This is a genomic window from Bradyrhizobium sp. USDA 4506 (assembly GCF_054058795.1).
In genome coordinates this window covers 1,777,299-1,794,721 of the sequence record NZ_JBSSBM010000002.1, presented here as the reverse complement: position 1 = coordinate 1,794,721, position 17,423 = coordinate 1,777,299, and the positions used below count along the sequence as shown (strand labels likewise).

Genomic DNA, 17,423 nt, shown 5'->3' with positions numbered 1-17,423 from the left:
CGCCATGCACATCACGCATGGGTCACGGCCGATCAATGTCAGAATCCTGCGCCCGGTCAGATAGTTACCTGGGTACCCACTTCAACCACCCGGCCGGTCGGGATCTGGAAATAGTCGGTGGCATCATTGGCGGACCGGCTCATCGCGATGAACAGGTGGTCCTGCCATTGCGGCATGCCGGACTGGGCCGACGGCTTCAGCGAGCGGCGTGACACGAAGAACGAGGTCGACATGATGTCGAACTGCCAGCCGAGCTTGCGCGCGACCGCCAGCGCCTTGGGCACGTTCGGCGATTCCATGTAGCCGAAGCGCAGCCGCACCGCGGTGAACTTGTCGCTCACCTTCTCCATGTTGACCCGCTCGGATAGATCGACGCGCGGCGTCGGTGCGGTCTCGATGGTCAGGATCACGTTGTGCTCGTGCAGCACCTTGTTGTGCTTGAGGTTGTGCAGCAGCGCGGTCGGCACGAAGCTCGGGTCGCTGGTCAGGAATACCGCGGTGCCCTTGACGATATGCGGCGGCCGCTTCTCCAGACTGTGGATCAGGTCGCGCAGCGGCACCTCGATGCGCCGGGTCTTGGCGACCAGGATGGCGGCGCCGCGGCGCCAGGTCCAGATCATCGTCGCCATGACCACGCCGAACAGCAGCGGCACCCACGCGCCCTCGAACAGCTTCAGGAGATTGGCGCTGAAGAAGGTCATGTCGACGATCACGAACGGCAGGATCAATGCCGCCGCCGACGCCATGCGCCAGTTCCACAGCTTCCAGATCACGATGAAGCCCATGATGCCGTCGGCGACCATGGTGGTAGAGACGGCGATGCCGTAGGCCGACGCCAGCCCGCTCGAGGTGCGGAACAGCAGCACCAGCAGCAGCACGCCGATCAGCAGCAGCCGGTTGACGCGCGGCAGATAGATCTGACCGGCATGGGTCTCCGAGGTGTAGCGGACCTCGAAGCGCGGCAAGAGCCCAAGTTGCACCGCCTGGCTGATCAGCGAATAGGCGCCGGTGATCACCGCCTGGCTCGCGATCACCGTCGCGGCGGTGGCGAGCCCGACCAGGGGCAGCAGCAGCACGTCGGGCACCATGCGGTAGAACGAGTTCTCGATCGCGCTGGGATCGGACAGCACCAGCGCGCCCTGCCCGAAATAGTTCAGCAGCAGCGAGGGCAGCACGAAGAACAACCAGCCGGACTGGATCGGCTTGCGGCCGAAATGCCCGAGATCGGCATACAGCGCCTCGCCGCCGGTCACCGCGAGGAACACCGCGCCCAGCGTCACCAGACCGATGGTGCCGTGGGTCAGCATGAACTGGAGCGCGTAATAGGGATTGATCGCCGCCAGCACCGACGGGTCGTCCATGATGTGAACGAGCCCCATCACCGCCAGCGAGGCGAACCACACCACCATCACCGGACCGAAGGCGGAAGCGACGCGCGCGGTGCCAGAACTCTGCACAGAGAACAGCACGACCAGGATCAGGATCGTCAGCGGCACCACATAGTGCTCGAGATGCGGGGTGGCGAGCTTGAGGCCTTCGACCGCCGACAGCACCGAGATCGCCGGCGTGATCATGGAATCGCCGATGAACATCGAGGCGCCGACCACGCCGAGCGCGAGCAGCGGCCAGCTGCGCCGACCGATCGCGCGCTGGCCGAGCGCCATCAGAGAGAGCGTGCCGCCCTCGCCATTGTTGTCGGCGCGCAGCAGCAACAGCACGTATTTCGCGGTGACGACGGTGAACAGCGCCCACAGGATCAGGCTGAGCACGCCCAGCACCATGATGCGGGTGACCGGCTGGCCGTGCGCGGCGCCGCCGACCGCCTCACGGAATGCGTAGAGCGGCGAAGTTCCGATATCGCCGAACACCACCCCGATGCTGCCGAGTGTCAGGGCCCAGAAGCTGGAGGTCGGTTGTCCTTCCTGAGCTTCGGTAGATGAGACGCTGACAGCCATGGCGAGGTTGGAACGCCCGATCGGTTGATTTGATCCGCGCGGCTATCGACGCTTCCGCATCGCGTGTCAACCGCGCAACAATGGTAGTTGACGGTAGTATGGTAACCCAGAGCTACGGCTTCAGATCCGGCGGCAGCGGCGGATTTTCCCGCATCAACGTGATGGTCACGCGACGGTTGGCCGGCAGCGTCGGATCGTCGGGAAACAGCGGCTGGCCGTCGGCCTTGCCGGAAACCGCGAAAATATGCGACGGCGGCAGCCCTTCCCGCTCCAGGATCTGCCGCACCGCGTTGGCGCGGTCCGCGGACAAGTCGAAGCCGTCATAATCGCTGCGCGCCGGCACGAAGCCTGCGGCTGTATGCCCCACGATCGCAACCCGCAGCGGCGTCGCCTTCAGCGGCGCGGCCAGCTTCTGGATCAGCCGGCGGGTGCGGTCATACGGCTCCCTGGAGCCGTCCGCGAACATCGAGCGGCCGTCCTGGTCGACGATCTCGAGGTTGAGTCCCTCCTTGGTCTCCTCGAACATGATGTTCTTGGAGATCTCGGTCAGCTCCGGCATGTCCTGCAGCGCCTGGCGAAGCGAGGCCGAGGCGAGCGCGAATTCGCGGTCGATCTTCAGCCGCGCGCCGTTGATCTGGCTGCGCTCCTTCTCGTCCGGCGTCGGATTGGCCGAGGAGTCCTCCGGCGAGATGTGCTCGACGTTCTTCAGCTTCGGCCGGGTCGGCAGGCCGTCGGATTCGACGATGCCGGAATAGCGCACATTGGTCTGCACGCCGAAGGCATCGCGCATCGAGCCGGCGACGATCTTCAGCTTGTTGTTGTCCATGGTGGAGAACGCGACGAGCATCACGAAGAAGCTCATCATCAGGCCCATCAGGTCGGCGAAGGTCACGAACCAGCCGTGACCTCCGGTATGGGCGTCGCCGCGCTTTTTCTTGGCCATCGCTGCGTTTCCCGAAAGCGCGGTCCGGTCAGGCCGGAACCGGCTCGCCTTCCTCCTGGCGATGCTTCTCCGGCAGATAGGCCAGCAGCATCTCGCGCACCAGCGCCGGGCTCTTGGAGTCGCGGATCATCAGGATGCCGTCGATGATCAGCGTGCGGTTGGTCTCCTCGTCGAGCAGCTTGCCATGCAACTTGTCGGCAATCGGCAGGCAGAACAAATTGGCGACCAGCGCGCCGTACAGCGTCGCGAGCAGCGCGGTCGCCATGAACGGGCCGAGCTTGGAGGGGTCGGTCATGTTGGCGAACATCTGCACCATGCCGATCAGCGTGCCGATCATGCCGAACGCCGGAGCGCAGTCGCCGATCGCGCGATAGATCTTGCTGCCCTCGTCGAGGTGCATCAGGAAGTTGTCGCGGTCGCGCTCCATGTTGTCGCGGATGAATTCGAGGTCGTAACCGTCGGCGACGTAACGGATGCCCTTGGCGAGGAACGGCTCGTCGGTCTCGACCTTTTCTAGGCCGACCGGCCCCTGCTTGCGGGCGATCTCGGCGATGCGGGCGAGCTCGTCGACGAGGTCGCGGGCCGACAGCCGGCTCATCGTGAAGGCGAATTTGGCGCCGAGCGGCAGCCCATGCAGCATCACGCCCAGCGGGAAGCGGATCATCGTCGCCGCGATCGAGCCGCCGAAGATGATGATCATGGCGTGTTCGGAGATGAACATGTGCAGGTCGCCGCCCATGAACATCATCACCGCGATGACGATGATGCCAGCCAACAGCCCGGCGCCAGTCATGATATCCATAGGAGACTCCAACGCGTACGCAACCTGCCCGTCCTGGACGGCGCGCAGCCCAAGGCGGGCCGCGTGGAAAACCCTAACGTTAACGCCATTAAGGACGCGTTACCGAATTTGGTAGGGATAACAACGGGTAAACGCCGGTCTTTTCGCGATGTCGTTGAAGATGCTGGCTTTCCGCATGCGAGCCTGCCGTCGCATGCGCAAATCCCCTCCCCGTAGAACAACGGACATGGGATAGGTTTGCCGGAAGTGTATTCGCGCGAACTGGCTACCGGCTCGCGTGAAGAAGACGCGTCAACACAAGAATCCGGGGCCCCGTTCCGATTCAATCGGAGCGGAAAAGGGTCTCGAGGAAACCAACCAATGAGCAGGACAGGATGAAGGCCGTCGTCGTCGAGCAATACGCGCCAATCGATCAGATCGGGTTGAGGGAGATCGCCACCCCCGAACCCGGCCCCGGACAGATCCGAGTCCGGGTCCACGCCGCGAGCATCGGCTTCGTCGATGGGCTGAAGGTCGAGGGCCGCTACCAAACCAAGGATGCCCTGCCCTTTACGCCGGGCGCGGAATTCGCCGGCGTGGTCGATGCGGTCGCAGGCGACGTCGCCGGCATCGCGCCGGGCATGCGGGTGATGGGCGCGGCGCGCTCGGGCGCGCTGGCCGAGCACATCGTGGTGCCGCCCGACGCCGTCGAGATCATGCCCGACGGACTGTCGATGGAGGCCGCCGCGGCCTTTCGCACCAATTACCTCACCGCGCTCTATGCGCTCGGCGAGCGCGGCTCGCTCAAGGCCGGCGAGCAGTTGCTGGTGCTCGGCGCCGCCGGCGGCACCGGCATCGCCGCCATTCAAATCGGCAAGCTGCTCGGCGCGCGCGTCGTCGCCGCGGCCTCGACGGAGGAGAAGCGCAACTTCGCCGCAAGCTTCGGTGCCGACGCGGTCGTCGACTACACGCGACCCGACTGGCGCGACGCGCTGAAGGACGCGACCGGCGGCCATGGCCCCGACGTGATCTTCGATCCGGTCGGCGGCGAGGTCTCGCTGCAGGCGTTCCGCTCGATCGCCTGGAACGGCCGCCATGTCGTGGTCGGCTTCGCGGCCGGCAGCATTCCCGCATTGCCGTTCAATCTGCCGCTCCTGAAAGGAGGCCTCCTGATCGGCGTCGATGCCGCCCAGATCGCGCGGCGCGAGCCCGAGGCGCAGGCGCGCGTGATGACGCAATTGTCGGCATGGCTGAACGATGGCCGACTGACGCCTGTTGTCGGTAAGGTGTTCGCATTCGACGATTTTCGCGCGGCCTTCACCACCATGCAGACCCGCGCGGCGCTCGGCAAGATGGTGGTGCGGATCGGGTCGTGAGAGAGGCAGCGCTATCGCCTCATCCTCGCTGCGTCCCTGCGAAAGCAGGGACCCATACGCCGCGGCGGACGTCGTGAACAGGGCTCGTCATTCCAGCGAAGCACACCAATCAGCGCTTGTGGTTATGGGTCCCTGCTTTCGCACTAGGGGATGCACACATCTGGTGCGACGGATTGACTCGGGTCAGAGATTGGGGATTCCAGAATCGGGGGTCTCGGTGACTTCTATTACGGCACTTCGGCTTGGGCGGAGGTGCCAGCATGTTGTCGCGGATTGACTGGACGTTGGGCCGGTTCGAGGATGGTCGTCTCGATAAAGGGGGGCGGCGCTCATCGGACGCATGGTCGCGGGCAAGGATGTATGCCTTCGGCGGCTTTCCAAGGGAGACCGCGCGCTGGAGGTGCGGTTCAACCGCTTTCTCGGTAACTCCAAGGTGACGAAGGAGCGCATCATCGAAAGCTGGAGCGAAAGCACGGCTGCGGCGGTTACAGGCCGCCATGTTTTGGCGATCCAGGACACCAGCGAGATCCACTTCAACACCACGCCGCAACGCCGGCGCGGGCTCGGGGAGATCGGCAAGGGCAATCACCACGGCGTGCTGCTGCACCCGATGCTGGCGGTGGATGCGGACAATGGCACCTGCCTGGGACTTTTGAGCGGCGAGGTGTGGACGCGTGAAGGCCCTCGGAGCGTCTCGCATGACAGCCGCGACCTGTCGGACAAGGAATCGCAGCGCTGGATTGCCACCGCCCTTGCGGCCAAGCCGCTGCTTACCGGTGCTGCAATGGTGACCCTGCTTGGTGACCGCGAGAGCGACATCTTTGCTCTTTATGCCAGCGCAGCCGAGCAAGACTACCGCGTGATCGCCCGCAGCATGCATGATCGCAAGCTGGCCGACACGACGGGTTTGTATGCGGCGATCGACGCCATGACGGCGGTAGAGCGTCGCATCATCGAGTTGCCTGCGCGTGCGGGGCGGCCTGCACGTCCGATGGACCTCGAACTTCGCTTCGGCGCAATCGAGCTGGCCCGGCCGCAAAGCAAGTTCCTGCGCCATTTGCCGAAAAGCCTGCATCTGGCCATCGTTGACGTCCGCGAGATCAATGCCGATCCCAACGTCGAGCCGTTGCACTGGCGTCTTCTCACCTCTCACGAGGTCACCAGTTCAGACGATGCCTGGCGCATCGTCGCCTGGTACAAGCAGCGCTGGATCATCGAGCAGTTCTTCCGCGTCCTCAAGACGCAGGGCTTCAAGCTCGAGGATAGCCAGATCGGCACCGCCGGCCGGCTTCTCAAATTGGTTGCCATCGCTGCCAAGGCCGCGATCATCACCATCCAGCTCCTGCAAGCGCGCAACGGGAGCCAGCAGTCGCTTCACGTTGCCTTCAATCCCAGCGAGATCGATGCGTTGACCGCCCTCAATCAGCAGCTTGAAGCCAGGAACAGACGACTGAAGAACCCGCATCCGTCCGATCGTCTTGCCTGGGCGGCCTGGATTATCGGCCGCATTGGAGGATGGGACGGCTATCCGTCCTCCAAGCCACCAGGCCCCATCACCTTCAAAAACGGTCTCGATTACTTCCGCGCCGTCGCTCTCGGATGGAGCCTCAGAAATGTGTGCATGCCCTAGTGCTTTCGCAGGGACGACACTGAATGTCGCAAGCCAAGCTTGCCTTGAGGGTCAGAAAAATACGCGCCCCTCGCCAAGGTTCGCGAAAATTATCACAGGTTATTGTTACGCGGTTCTGTGCCGCCTTAGCGTTGCGGAGTACGGCATTCGGGGACGAAAAATGCAGGACATGCTGACGCATCTCGAAAAGCTTCGCCGCGACGCGGCGGAATGTGCGTTGATCCGAGACCTGGCGACTGACATGCGCAAGCGCGAGTTGTTCAGCAAGCTCGCCGAACATCTCACGGCCCTTGCCGCCGAGGTGGAGGAAACCATCAACGCAGCCCGCAAGGAGGACCAAGTCATCTAGCGAGGCCTACGTCGAGCGTTCGAAAGTATCGACACTTGTCGTGACGGCTCGCCACCAGTTCACGGGCTTCAGGGCCGCCGCTTCGCCCTCGCGGACCGCGACCAGCGCCTCGTCCGACATGGCAATTTGCCGGATGGAACCAACGTCGCAACGGCGCATTGTCATTTCACCCATCGGTTGACAGGTAATATGCCGCCAGTATCGGTAGACGTGCCGATGCTGTAGCATTGCTGGTTCGCCGAGGAGCCTATTCGCCGCAATGTGTTGTATTTCAGGATTCTTTGTCTTGGCACTTTTTGCACATCGAGCATCGAGCATCACGTCGCGATCGCGCGGGCGGATTACCACCAAAGAGGCGCGATGAAGACCGACAAGGCCATCTGGTACGTCTCGTTCGCCATGCGAAATCCTGACGCCGGACATCACCGCTTCGCGCGCCAGACCCGTACCTTCACGACCGAGCAGGACGCCAAGGCGTTTGCGCGCACGCTGCTCGTTCAGACGCAGGACGTCAGCGCCGGAACGATCAATCCGCACGCACCGCGACGCGTGATCGCACCGGCCGCGATCACGGCCTGGGCCGGCGACAGCTGAGGCTTCGCCGCCGTTGCTTCCTACAGGAAGCGCGAGGGCGCAAACGGGGCGAGCGGAATCTCCGGCGCCTTGCCGCTCAGGAGTTGCGCGACCAGCCGGCCGGTCCGGGCCGATCCGACCAGGCCGACATGGCCGTGGCCGAAGGCGTAGACCACATCGCGCGTGGCACGGGCATAACCGATGCAGGGGCGCCCGTCCGGCATGCTCGGCCGATGGCCGAACCAGGTCTTGATCCGCGATGGCGGAATATCCGTCGGCAGCTTCGGGAACATGCTGAAGAGGTGCTCGCGCAGGATCTCGGCGCGCTTCCAGTTCGGTGCTGCGTCAAGCCCCGCGATCTCCACCGTGCCGGCGGCGCGCAGGCCCTTGTCGGTCCAGTTGACAACCATGTTGGCATCCGAGGCCATCATCGAATTGCGCGGGCCGGATTCCGGATTCTCGATCATGACGTGATAGCCGCGCTCGGTCTCCAGCGGCAGCGGATCGCCGATCGAGGCGGTCAGTTGCCTGGAGCGCGCGCCCGCGGCGACGACGGCGGCGTCGCAGGCGATCTCGCCGCTCTCGGTGATCACAGCGACCAGCCTGTCACCGGCAAGCCTGAGGCCCGTTGCCTTGGCGGCGACGCGTTCGGCGCCGTTCGCGACGGCGTGCGCGGCAAGCGCCGCGATATAGGCGCCGGGATCGCGGCAGCGTCCCGCCTCCTCCACCACGACGCCGAATTTGTAGCGCGGATGCAGATCGGGCTCGCGCTGGCGCATCTCGTCTTCATCGAGCTCCAGCCATTCGATGCCGACGCGCTTGCGGATGCGCCAGCCGAGATCGCGGTCGAACGGCGCGCGTGAGGGAAACACGTGCATCACCCCGCGCCGCTCGATCAATTCGCCCACGCCGGCTTCCTCGGCGAGCTGCCGGTGCAGCAGCGGTGCATCCTTCAGGAGATCGCGCATCGCCCGCGCGGTGGCCTCGACCTGCGCCTCGGTCCGGCTCGACAGCAGATACTTGACCAGCCACGGCAAGGCCTTCGGCAGATACGACCAGCGGATCGCCAGCGGCCCGAGCGGATCCATCAGATAGCCCGGCACCTTCTTCCAGGTGCCCGGCTCGGCCGGCGGGATCACCGAATGCGACGACAGCCAACCGGCATTGCCGTAGCTCGCCGCCTGGGTGCCGCCGGGCTCGCCCGGATCGATCAAGGTTACGCTGTGGCCCGCACGCAGCGCCTCGATGGCGCTGATGACGCCGACCGCGCCGGCCCCGATGATCGCGACGTGACGGGACTTTTGTTTGGGCATGATCTCCTCGGAAAACCGCTTCGCACTTTTCCGGATCATGCCCTAGCGCGTGGCCTGCGGCGCAAAATCCTTGCCGACCGACAGCGCACGCTGATCGACCAGGCAGTGCAGGATCGCGGGCTTGCCGGAGGCCAGCGCGCGCTCGAACGCGGGCGCGAAGTCTTCGGTGCGCTCGACCCGCTCGCCATGGCCGCCGAACGCCTTGGCGTAAAGCGCGAAGTCCGGGTTCTTGAGCTGGGTGCCGACGACGCGGCCCGGATAGTCGCGCTCCTGATGCATGCGGATGGTGCCGTATTGCGCGTTGTCGATGACGACGACGATCAGCGGCGCGTCATACTGCACGGCGGTGGCGAACTCCTGCCCGTTCATCAGGAAGCAGCCGTCGCCGGCGAACGCCACGACGACCCGGTCCGGATGATGCCGCTTGGCCATCACAGCCGCCGGCACGCCGTAGCCCATCGAGCCCGAGGTCGGCGCGAGCTGCGCGGCGAAAGCGTGGAAGCGATGGTGGCGGTGAATCCAGCCGGCATAATTGCCGGCGCCGTTGCAGACGATGGCATCCTTCGGCAGGCGATCGCGCAGCCAGGTCACGACCTCGCCATACTGGAAGCTGCCCGGCAGCTCGCGCGGCTTGTCGGTCCAGGCGAGGTAATCCGCGTGCGCCTTGGCCGCCTCGCCCTTCCAGGCCGGCACTGCCGCCGGCATCATGGTCTCGACCGCGGCGGCAAAGGCCGCAGGCGTCGCCTGGATCGCCAGCGCCGGCTGGTAGACACGGCCGAGCTCCTCGGCGCCGGGATGGACATGGATCAGTTTCTGGCTCGGCACCGGAATGTCGAGCAGCGTGTAGGACGAGGACGGCATTTCCGACATGCGGCCGCCGATCAGGAGGATGACGTCGGCGCCGGTGATGCGATCCCTGAGCTTCGGACTCGGGCCGATGCCAAGATCGCCGGCATAATGCGAGTGGTCGGCGTCGAACAGCGAGGCGCGGCGGAACGAGGTGGCAACCGGCAGGTCGAAGCGCTCGGCGAAGCGCGCGATGCCCTTGGCGGCCTCCGCGGTCCAGGCCGAGCCACCGAGCACCACGATCGGCGCCTTGGCGCCGGCGAGCATGCTGCCGAGGCGCTCAAGATCGGCCGGCGCAGGCCAGGTCGCCGCAGGCTCGACCTTCGGCGCGTCGGCGACCGCGGCGGTTTCAGTCAGCATGTTCTCCGGCAGCGAGATCACCACCGGACCGGGCCGGCCCTGCAGCGCGACGCGGAAGGCGCGCGCGACCAGTTCCGGAATGCGATCCGGACGATCGATCTCGACCGCCCATTTCGCCATCGTGCCGAACACCGCCTTGTAGTCGAGTTCCTGGAATGCCTCGCGCTCGCGCATGCCGGTGTCGACCTGGCCGACGAACAGGATCATCGGGGTGGAGTCCTGCATCGCGATGTGCACGCCATGGGCGGCATTGGTCGAGCCCGGACCGCGGGTGACAAAGCAGATGCCCGGACGTCCCGTGAGCTTGCCATAGGCCTCCGCCATCATCGCGGCCCCGCCCTCGGCGCGGCAGATCACGACGTCGATCGGGCTGTCGTGCAAGGCGTCGAGCGCCGCCAGATAGCTCTCGCCCGGCACGCAGGTGACGCGCTCCACCCCTTGCGCGACCAGCTGGTCGATCAAGATCTGGCCTCCGGTGCGGGCATTGCTTTTGGTCATGAGGGCTCCCTGCAAGTACTGGCGCGCGTTTGAGCTTCGCGCGGATCGTGGTCCCACGGGGTATGATAGACGGAAATGGGGTGCAAGGCCGAAGCTGCGTCTCGCGGCCGCAGCGGCGTCAAGCCATGCGGTAGGCAATGGGCAACGCAGTTTCGTCATCGATTTCCGCAGAGCGGACGATCGCCGGCAGGATTGAAGCCGCCGGCCGGCAAGCAACGCAGGTCACGATCGTCCGGCTCGAGGGCGATCTCGTTGCGCTCGCGCGGGACCACGACGCCGGTCTGTGACCCCGATCGGGTCTCGCGCGGCATGATCAACCTGCGCGGGCTCCTTTCACGAACACCCGCATCGACGATGCGGCAGCCTGTCATCACGGAGGCGCCGACCGACGCAACAGAGCGCAGGCGAAAGAATGCTCGCACGCCACGTTGCCAAGACCGACAGCGCGTGGCCGCCGAGAAGATTGCAGTCAAGAACTCTCCGCTGCGCGCGATGGCGTGGCACAATCTGCATGAGCCACCGCGTTATGTGCACGATAACAATCATTAGGAGCGCACGCTTCTGCTTCCGTATGATTACGGTGCAGCGATCGGCCGCTTCGCATCTTCGTCGCCGGATCGCGTGGATTTCACGGCAAATCGCGGTGTTGCGCAACGTTTTCGGCTGCGCTCATCGCGAGCATCGCGCGTTCGACCTGCGCGAGTGCACGCGGCGCATTGCGCGCCCTTCTTGGTGGAACTCGAATCGCCTACCGTTCCACGCAGTCAGAAATTGTAAATCGTGTAGCGCACCTGCGTGGGGCCGGCGGTGGAAGGCATTCCGTCGCCGATCAGGTGCACCGTTTCAATTCACCAAGATCAATATCAAGGCTGGAGGCAATGCATGTTGGGGATGAAGAGCGTCGCAAGCGTGATCGGCTCGGACAGTTCGTATCGGCTGTTCGACGACATGCCGATCAGTGTCATGCTCTGCGAGCTGGACAATTTCAAAATCACCTACATCAACGAGTCGACGCGGCAGAACCTGAAGAAGATCGAGCATGTGCTGCCGGTGAAGGTCGACGCGCTGATCGGGCAATCGATCGATATCTTTCACAAGAACCCGCAGCATCAGCGCCGGCTGCTGTCCGACCCGAAGAACCTGCCGCACAAGGCGCGCATCACCATCGGCGGCGAGACGCTCGATCTCACCGTGACAGCCATGACCAATTCGCGCGGCCGCTACACCGGCCCGATGCTGACCTGGGAGCTAGCGACCGAGAAGGCGCGGCTTGAAACGCAGACCGAACGGCTGTTGCAAATGCTCGACAACATGCCGATCAACATCATGATGTGCGACACCGACTTCAACATCACCTACATCAACCAGACCAGCCTCAAGACGCTCGACACCGTGAAGCACTTGCTTCCGATGGCGCCGGACAAGATCCTCGGCAACTCGTTCGACATCTTCCACAAGAACCCGGCGCACCAGCGCCGCATCGTCGGCGATCCCAAGAACCTGCCGCATGCGGCCAAGATCAAGCTCGGTCCGGAAACGCTCGACCTGCGGGTCTCCGGGCTGACCGACAAGCGCGGCAACTACACCGGCGCGATGCTGAGCTGGTCGGTCGTGACTGGCAATGTGAAGCTGGCGGACGATTTCGAGAAAGACGTGAAGGGCCTTGCCGGGATGCTGGCGTCGGCGTCGACGCAAATGCAGGGCACGGCGCGATCGCTGACGACGACCGCCGAATTCGTCAATCAGCGCTCGGCGAGCGCGGCGTCCGCGTCCGAGGAGCTGTCGTCCTCGGTCAACGAGATCAGCCGCCAGGTGGCCGAGGCGAGCCGCATTGCCCGCATGGCGGTCGACGAAGCCGAGAAGTCCGACAAGCTGGTCGCGGGTCTCGTGACCATGGCGCAGAAGATCGGCGACGTCGTCGCCCTGATCAGCCAGATCGCCGGCCAGACCAACCTGCTTGCGCTCAACGCAACCATCGAATCCGCGCGGGCCGGTGAGGCCGGACGCGGCTTCGCCGTCGTCGCCTCCGAGGTGAAGGCGCTGGCCAACCAGACCGCCAAGGCCACGGAAGACATTTCGGCGCAGATCAACGAGATGCAGGCCGCGACCGGCAACACCGCCACGGCGCTGAAGGCGATCTCGCAGGTCATCGTCCAGATCAGCGAGATCTCGACCGTGATCGCCAGCGCGGTCGAGGAACAGGCCGCGGCCACCAAGGAGGTCACCGCAAACATCAACGGCACGACCAAGGCGATCGACGATGCCAGCAAGGCCGCCGAGAACGTGCTGGCGGCCTCCGGAGAGCTCGCCAGCAACGCCTCAGAGCTGGAAGTTCAGGTCGACAAGTTCCTCAAGAACGTGCGGGCGATGTAGCGGCGCACGGCCGAAGGAGATGAGCGCGCACTCACCCCTCCGCGTCATTGGGGCGATGCGCGAGCATCGAACCGGAATCTCAAGCCGCAACTTCGAGATTCCGGGTTCACGCTTCGCGTGCCCCGGAATGACGGCCAAAGACGCGCCCGCCTACAGCGAACGCGCGATCAGGAGCTTCATGATTTCGTTGGTGCCGCCATAGATCTTCTGGATGCGGGAATCGATGAACATGCGCGAGATCGGATATTCCTGCATGTAGCCGTAGCCGCCATGCAGCTGCAGGCATTCGTCGGCGGTCTCGATCTGCTTCTGCGAGCACCACCATTTCGCCATCGACGCCGTCACGGTGTCGAGGTCGCCGGCGACCAGGCGCTCGACGCACCAGTCGACGAACACGCGGGCGATCATCGCCTCGGTCTTGCGCTCGGCAAGCTTGAAGGCGGTGTTCTGGAATTCGAGCAGCGGCTTGCCGAACGCGGTGCGCTCCTTGGTGTATTCGGCGGTGATCCTGACCGCGCGCTCCATCGAGGCGACCGCGCCGATCGCGAGCGACAGCCGCTCCTGCGGCAATTGCTGCATCAGCTGTATGAAGCCGTTGCCCTCCTCGGCGCCGAGCAGGTTCTCCGGCGGCACCGTGACGTTATCGAAGAACAGCTCCGACGTGTCTGATGCGTGCAGCCCGATCTTGTCGAGGTTGCGCCCGCGCCGGTACCCCTCGGCGCCCGCGGTCTCAACCACGATCAGCGAGATGCCCTTGGCGCCCGGAGCCCCGGTCCGCGCCACCACGATGACGAGATCGGCGGCCTGGCCGTTGGTGATGAAAGTCTTCTGGCCGTTGATGACGTAGGAATTGCCCTGCTTCTTCGCCGTGGTCTTGACGGCCTGCAGATCCGAGCCGGTGCCGGGCTCGGTCATCGCGATGGCGCCGACCATCTCACCCGACGCCATCTTCGGCAGCCAACGTTTCTTCTGCTCCTCCGAGCCATAGTTGACGATGTAATGCGCGACGATCGCGCTGTGCACGGAGACGCCGGTGGTCAGCTCCGGCACCGTGCTCTCGAGGTCATCGAGCACGGCGGCGTCATAGGCGAAGCTGGCCCCTAAGCCGCCATAGGCCTCGGGCACGCTCGGCAGCAACGCGCCCATCTCGCCGAGCGCGCGCCAGGCCGAGCGATCGACCAGCTTCTGCTCGCGCCATTTTTCGGCGTGCGGCGCCAGATCCTTGGCGAGGAATTTGCGGAACTGGTCTCGGAAGGTGTCCAGCTCCTCGGTCATCCAGGACGATCGGTAGTGCATTCTGCCCTCGTATTAAATCAGAAGACCGCCGCCGGCGACGATCACCTGACCACTGATGTAATTCGATTCCGGAGCGCAGAACAGATAGACCGCATCGGCCGCCTCCTCCGGCGTGCCGCCGCGGCCGAGCGGGATCATGCGGCCCATCGCCTCCAGCATCTGCGGCTGGACGCCGACCTTGATGTCGCGGCCGGCGACGTCGATGGTTTTCTGCTGGGTCTCGATCGGCTGGGTCAGGCGGGTGTTGATCAGGCCGAACGCCACGCAATTGACGTTGACCTTGTAGCGGCCCCACTCCTTGCACATCGTGCGCGTCAGCCCGATCAGCGATGCTTTGGCGGACGAATAGCTCGCCTGCCCGGCATTGCCGTAGAGGCCCGCGATCGAGGAGATGTTGACGACCTTGCGGAACACCTCGCGGCCCGCCTCGGCCTCCCTCTTCGCCATCACTCGGATCGGCTCCGACGCCGCGCGCATGATGCGGAACGGGGCGACCAGATGGACGTCCAGCATCGCCTGGAACTGCTCGTCGGTCATCTTCTAGATCGTCGAGTCCCAGGTGTAGCCGGCATTATTGACGATGATGTCGAGACCGCCGAACCGCTCGATCGCGGCGCCGACGAAGCGATCGGCAAAGCCGGCTTCGGTCACGCTGCCATTGACCGCGATCGCCTCGCCGCCCATGGCCTTGATCTCGGCGACGACCGCATCGCCCGGCTCGGCATCGAGGTCGTTGACCACGACGCGCGCGCCCTCGTTCGCCAGCTTCAGCGCAATCGCGCGCCCGATGCCGCGGCCGGAGCCTGAGACGAGCGCGACTTTGCCTTGCAGCTTTGACATTCAAACCTCCCTCAAACAACGTGATCTTTGCGGTATGCCCGCCTCACCTCGCCCCGCTTGCGGGGAGAGGTCGGAACGCATCGTCAGATGCGTTCCGGGTGAGGGGGTACAGGTCTCACCACCTCCAGAGTGCGCGGAAGCAGCCCCTCACCCCAACCCTCTCCCCGCAAGAGCGGGGCGAGGGAGCGCACAATCCTTCGTGGCGAGACCTTCGCGCTACAGCGCGACAACCGCCTCGCCGGCGAGCTTGATCTCGCCGTTCTGATCCCTGGTGGTCAGCGCGAGTTTTGCGCGCCTCTCACCGCCCTGCTCGACCAGCTCGGTCACCGTGCCCTCGCAGGTCAGCTTCGCGCCGAGCTGGGTGATCGCCGCAAAGCGGGTCGAGAACGAGCGGATGCGCGACGGCACCACCGCGTCGGTCAGCGCCTGGCCGAGATAGCCCATCACCAGCATGCCGTGCGCGAACACGTCGGGGAAGCCGGCCGCCTTCGCGAAATCGATGTCGACATGGATCGGATTGTGATCGCCGGAGGCGCCGCAATACAGCGCGAGGCGATGGCGGGTGATCGGTGGAAACTCCTTGTGGACGATGCGGTCGCCGACAGAGGGAGAGCTGCTCATGACGGCCTCGCATTGCGTACCACGACGGTGCGCGAGACATCGGCGACATGGACACCGTTCTGGTTGGTGACCGGGGTGTCGACCACGATCAGCGTCATCGCCCCGCCCTTCTTGTCGGTCACGCCAGTGACACGCGGATGGAAGGTCAAGGTGTCGCCGACGACCACGGGAGCGTGATAGTCGAAGCGCTGCTCGCCGTGCAGCACGCGGGCCAGATCGATGTCGAGCGCCGTGAGGAACTCGAACGGGTCAGGTGCATCCATCATCTCGAGGCAGAACAGATAGGTCGGCGGCACTGGCGCTGCCGTGAAGCCGGCCGCCTGTGCGGCCGCCTCGTCGCGATAGACGGCATTCGTCTCGCCGAGCGTATCGAGGAAGAAGCGCAGCCGCCCCGGCTCGACGCGCGCGGTCACAGGCGTAAATGTACGCCCGACAGCGGATTGATCGACCATGACGACCTCAGGCGCGTTCGTAGAGCGTCACGACGCAGGCGCCGCCGAGGCCGAGATTGTGCTGCAAACCGATCCGCGCGCCTTCCACTTGCGTCGCCGCAGCGGTGCCGCGCAGTTGCCGCGTCAGCTCATAGCACTGCGCAAGCCCGGTGGCGCCGAGCGGATGGCCCTTCGACAGCAACCCGCCGGACGGGTTGGTGACGATCCTGCCGCCATAGGAGTTGTCGCCGTCGTCGATGAATTTCGCGGCCTCGCCCTCGCCGCACAGGCCAAGCCCCTCATAGGTGATCAGCTCGTTGTGCGCGAAGCAGTCGTGCAGCTCGACGACGTCGAGATCATCAGGCCCGATGCCGGCGGCCTCATAGACCTTGCGCGCGGCATCCCGCGCCATGTCGTAGCCGACCACCTGCATCATGTCTGACGCACCGAACGTCGAGGGCGTGTCGGTCGTCATCGCCTGCGCCGCGATGCGGACCTGCTTGTTGAGGCCGTGCTGGTCGGCGAATTTTTCCGAGACCAGGATCGCGGCGGCGCCGCCGCAGGTCGGCGGGCACGCCATCAGCCGCGTCATCACGCCGGGCCAGATCACCTGGTCGTTCATCACGTCGTCGGCGGTGACCTCTTTGCGGAACAGCGCCAGCGGATTGTTCTTGGCATGACGGCTCGCCTTGGCGCGCACTTTTGCAAAGGCGGAGAGCGGCGTGCCGTATTTCTTCATGTGGCTGAGGCCGGCGCCGCCGAAATAGCGCAGCGCCAGCGGCACGCCGGGCGCGTCGACCAGCTTGTCGGCCGCGGCGTCGAAATCGTCGAACGCACTGGGACGGTCGGTGAACACGGCCCCGAGCGCGCCGGGCTTCATCTGCTCGAAGCCGAGCGCCATCACGCAATCGGCCGCGCCCGACTCGATCGCCTGCCGCGCCAGGAACAGCGCGGTCGAGCCGGTCGAGCAGTTGTTGTTGACGTTGACGATCGGGATGCCGGTCATGCCGACCGGATAGAGCGCGCGCTGCCCGCAGGTGGAGTCGCCATAGACGTAGCCGACATAGGCCTGCTGCACGCGGCCGTAGTCGAGCCCGGCGTCGGCGAGCGCCAGCTTCGCCGCTTCGGCGCCCATCACGTGATACGGCGCATTGGCGCCGGGCTTGACGAACGGGATCATGCCGACCCCGGCAACATAGGTGCGTGACGTCATCGCGTGTCCTCCCGAAAATTACCCA

The 17,423-nt window shown here is 65.0% G+C and carries 16 protein-coding genes and 1 pseudogene; 6 read left to right on the top strand and 11 right to left on the bottom strand.

Annotated elements, in window-relative coordinates; all coding sequences use genetic code 11:
- Nucleotides 1–56: 56 nt before the first annotated feature.
- The 3 genes from ACVIHF_RS10585 to ACVIHF_RS10575 all read right to left on the bottom strand — a co-directional run bounded on the left by ACVIHF_RS10585 (nucleotide 57) and on the right by ACVIHF_RS10575 (nucleotide 3,700).
- Entirely contained in the window at nucleotides 57–1,955 is a 1,899-nt protein-coding gene (locus ACVIHF_RS10585) for a potassium transporter Kup (protein ID WP_057019703.1), read from the bottom strand.
- Nucleotides 1,956–2,067: 112 nt separating this feature from the next.
- Nucleotides 2,068–2,898 (bottom strand): OmpA/MotB family protein, encoded by an 831-nt coding sequence (locus tag ACVIHF_RS10580; RefSeq protein WP_016848417.1) that lies wholly within the window; start codon nucleotides 2,896–2,898, stop codon nucleotides 2,068–2,070.
- 28 nt (nucleotides 2,899–2,926) lie between these two features.
- Entirely contained in the window at nucleotides 2,927–3,700 is a 774-nt protein-coding gene (locus ACVIHF_RS10575) for a motility protein A (RefSeq protein WP_016848416.1), read from the bottom strand.
- Between the two features lie 374 nt (nucleotides 3,701–4,074).
- Between ACVIHF_RS10575 and ACVIHF_RS10570 the strand changes: the two genes are divergently transcribed.
- The 3 genes from ACVIHF_RS10570 (at nucleotide 4,075) to ACVIHF_RS10560 (ending at nucleotide 7,034) form a co-directional block, all read left to right on the top strand.
- On the top strand, nucleotides 4,075–5,055 hold the full coding sequence (locus ACVIHF_RS10570) for an NADPH:quinone oxidoreductase family protein (protein WP_310880417.1): 981 nt from the start codon (nucleotides 4,075–4,077) through the stop codon (nucleotides 5,053–5,055).
- 340 nt (nucleotides 5,056–5,395) lie between these two features.
- Entirely contained in the window at nucleotides 5,396–6,685 is a 1,290-nt protein-coding gene (locus ACVIHF_RS10565; protein WP_225642830.1) for an IS4 family transposase, read from the top strand.
- 160 nt (nucleotides 6,686–6,845) lie between these two features.
- The gene (locus tag ACVIHF_RS10560; RefSeq protein ID WP_016848414.1) at nucleotides 6,846–7,034 is read left to right on the top strand and encodes a hypothetical protein; all 189 of its coding nucleotides are present in this window, start codon (nucleotides 6,846–6,848) and stop codon (nucleotides 7,032–7,034) included.
- Between the two features lie 6 nt (nucleotides 7,035–7,040).
- Here the strand turns inward: ACVIHF_RS10560 and ACVIHF_RS10555 are convergent, their stop codons facing one another.
- Complete coding sequence (locus tag ACVIHF_RS10555; protein WP_229189756.1) at nucleotides 7,041–7,352, bottom strand: hypothetical protein; 312 nt, start codon at nucleotides 7,350–7,352, stop codon at nucleotides 7,041–7,043.
- Between the two features lie 42 nt (nucleotides 7,353–7,394).
- Here ACVIHF_RS10555 and ACVIHF_RS10550 point away from each other — a divergent pair, with 42 nt between their 5' ends.
- A complete protein-coding gene (locus ACVIHF_RS10550) occupies nucleotides 7,395–7,628 on the top strand; it encodes a hypothetical protein (RefSeq protein WP_057019701.1) in 234 nt (77 codons plus the stop codon).
- A gap of 20 nt (nucleotides 7,629–7,648) precedes the next feature.
- Here ACVIHF_RS10550 and ACVIHF_RS10545 read toward each other — a convergent pair whose 3' ends face one another.
- Both ACVIHF_RS10545 and ACVIHF_RS10540 read right to left on the bottom strand, forming a co-directional pair.
- Nucleotides 7,649–8,920 (bottom strand): NAD(P)/FAD-dependent oxidoreductase, encoded by a 1,272-nt coding sequence (locus tag ACVIHF_RS10545; protein ID WP_456792020.1) that lies wholly within the window; start codon nucleotides 8,918–8,920, stop codon nucleotides 7,649–7,651.
- A gap of 42 nt (nucleotides 8,921–8,962) precedes the next feature.
- Nucleotides 8,963–10,624, bottom strand: a complete 1,662-nt coding sequence (locus ACVIHF_RS10540; protein ID WP_253587145.1) for a thiamine pyrophosphate-binding protein — start codon at nucleotides 10,622–10,624, stop codon at nucleotides 8,963–8,965.
- Nucleotides 10,625–10,761: 137 nt separating this feature from the next.
- Between ACVIHF_RS10540 and ACVIHF_RS10535 the strand changes: the two genes are divergently transcribed.
- Entirely contained in the window at nucleotides 10,762–10,911 is a 150-nt protein-coding gene (locus ACVIHF_RS10535; protein ID WP_156436480.1) for a hypothetical protein, read from the top strand.
- Nucleotides 10,912–11,506: 595 nt separating this feature from the next.
- Nucleotides 11,507–12,997 carry a methyl-accepting chemotaxis protein gene (locus tag ACVIHF_RS10530; RefSeq protein ID WP_253609160.1) on the top strand — a complete coding sequence of 497 codons (1,491 nt, stop codon included), beginning with the start codon at nucleotides 11,507–11,509 and terminating at the stop codon, nucleotides 12,995–12,997.
- A 150-nt stretch (nucleotides 12,998–13,147) separates the two neighbouring features.
- On the opposite strand, the gene ACVIHF_RS10525 is transcribed toward ACVIHF_RS10530, so the two are convergent.
- From ACVIHF_RS10525 to ACVIHF_RS10505, 5 genes and pseudogenes are all read right to left on the bottom strand, one after another.
- Entirely contained in the window at nucleotides 13,148–14,293 is a 1,146-nt protein-coding gene (locus ACVIHF_RS10525; protein ID WP_456792019.1) for an acyl-CoA dehydrogenase family protein, read from the bottom strand.
- Nucleotides 14,294–14,305: 12 nt separating this feature from the next.
- Nucleotides 14,306–15,133: pseudogene (locus ACVIHF_RS10520) on the bottom strand (SDR family NAD(P)-dependent oxidoreductase).
- Nucleotides 15,134–15,349: 216 nt separating this feature from the next.
- Nucleotides 15,350–15,754: a MaoC family dehydratase gene (locus ACVIHF_RS10515; RefSeq protein WP_456792018.1), complete on the bottom strand. Its 405-nt coding sequence runs from the start codon at nucleotides 15,752–15,754 to the stop codon at nucleotides 15,350–15,352.
- The gene (locus tag ACVIHF_RS10510; RefSeq protein ID WP_253609162.1) at nucleotides 15,751–16,206 is read right to left on the bottom strand and encodes a MaoC family dehydratase N-terminal domain-containing protein; all 456 of its coding nucleotides are present in this window, start codon (nucleotides 16,204–16,206) and stop codon (nucleotides 15,751–15,753) included. The genes ACVIHF_RS10515 and ACVIHF_RS10510 overlap by 4 nt, the downstream gene beginning before the upstream one ends.
- A gap of 7 nt (nucleotides 16,207–16,213) precedes the next feature.
- The gene (locus ACVIHF_RS10505; RefSeq protein WP_028344580.1) at nucleotides 16,214–17,398 is read right to left on the bottom strand and encodes a lipid-transfer protein; all 1,185 of its coding nucleotides are present in this window, start codon (nucleotides 17,396–17,398) and stop codon (nucleotides 16,214–16,216) included.
- Nucleotides 17,399–17,423: the final 25 nt, after the last annotated feature.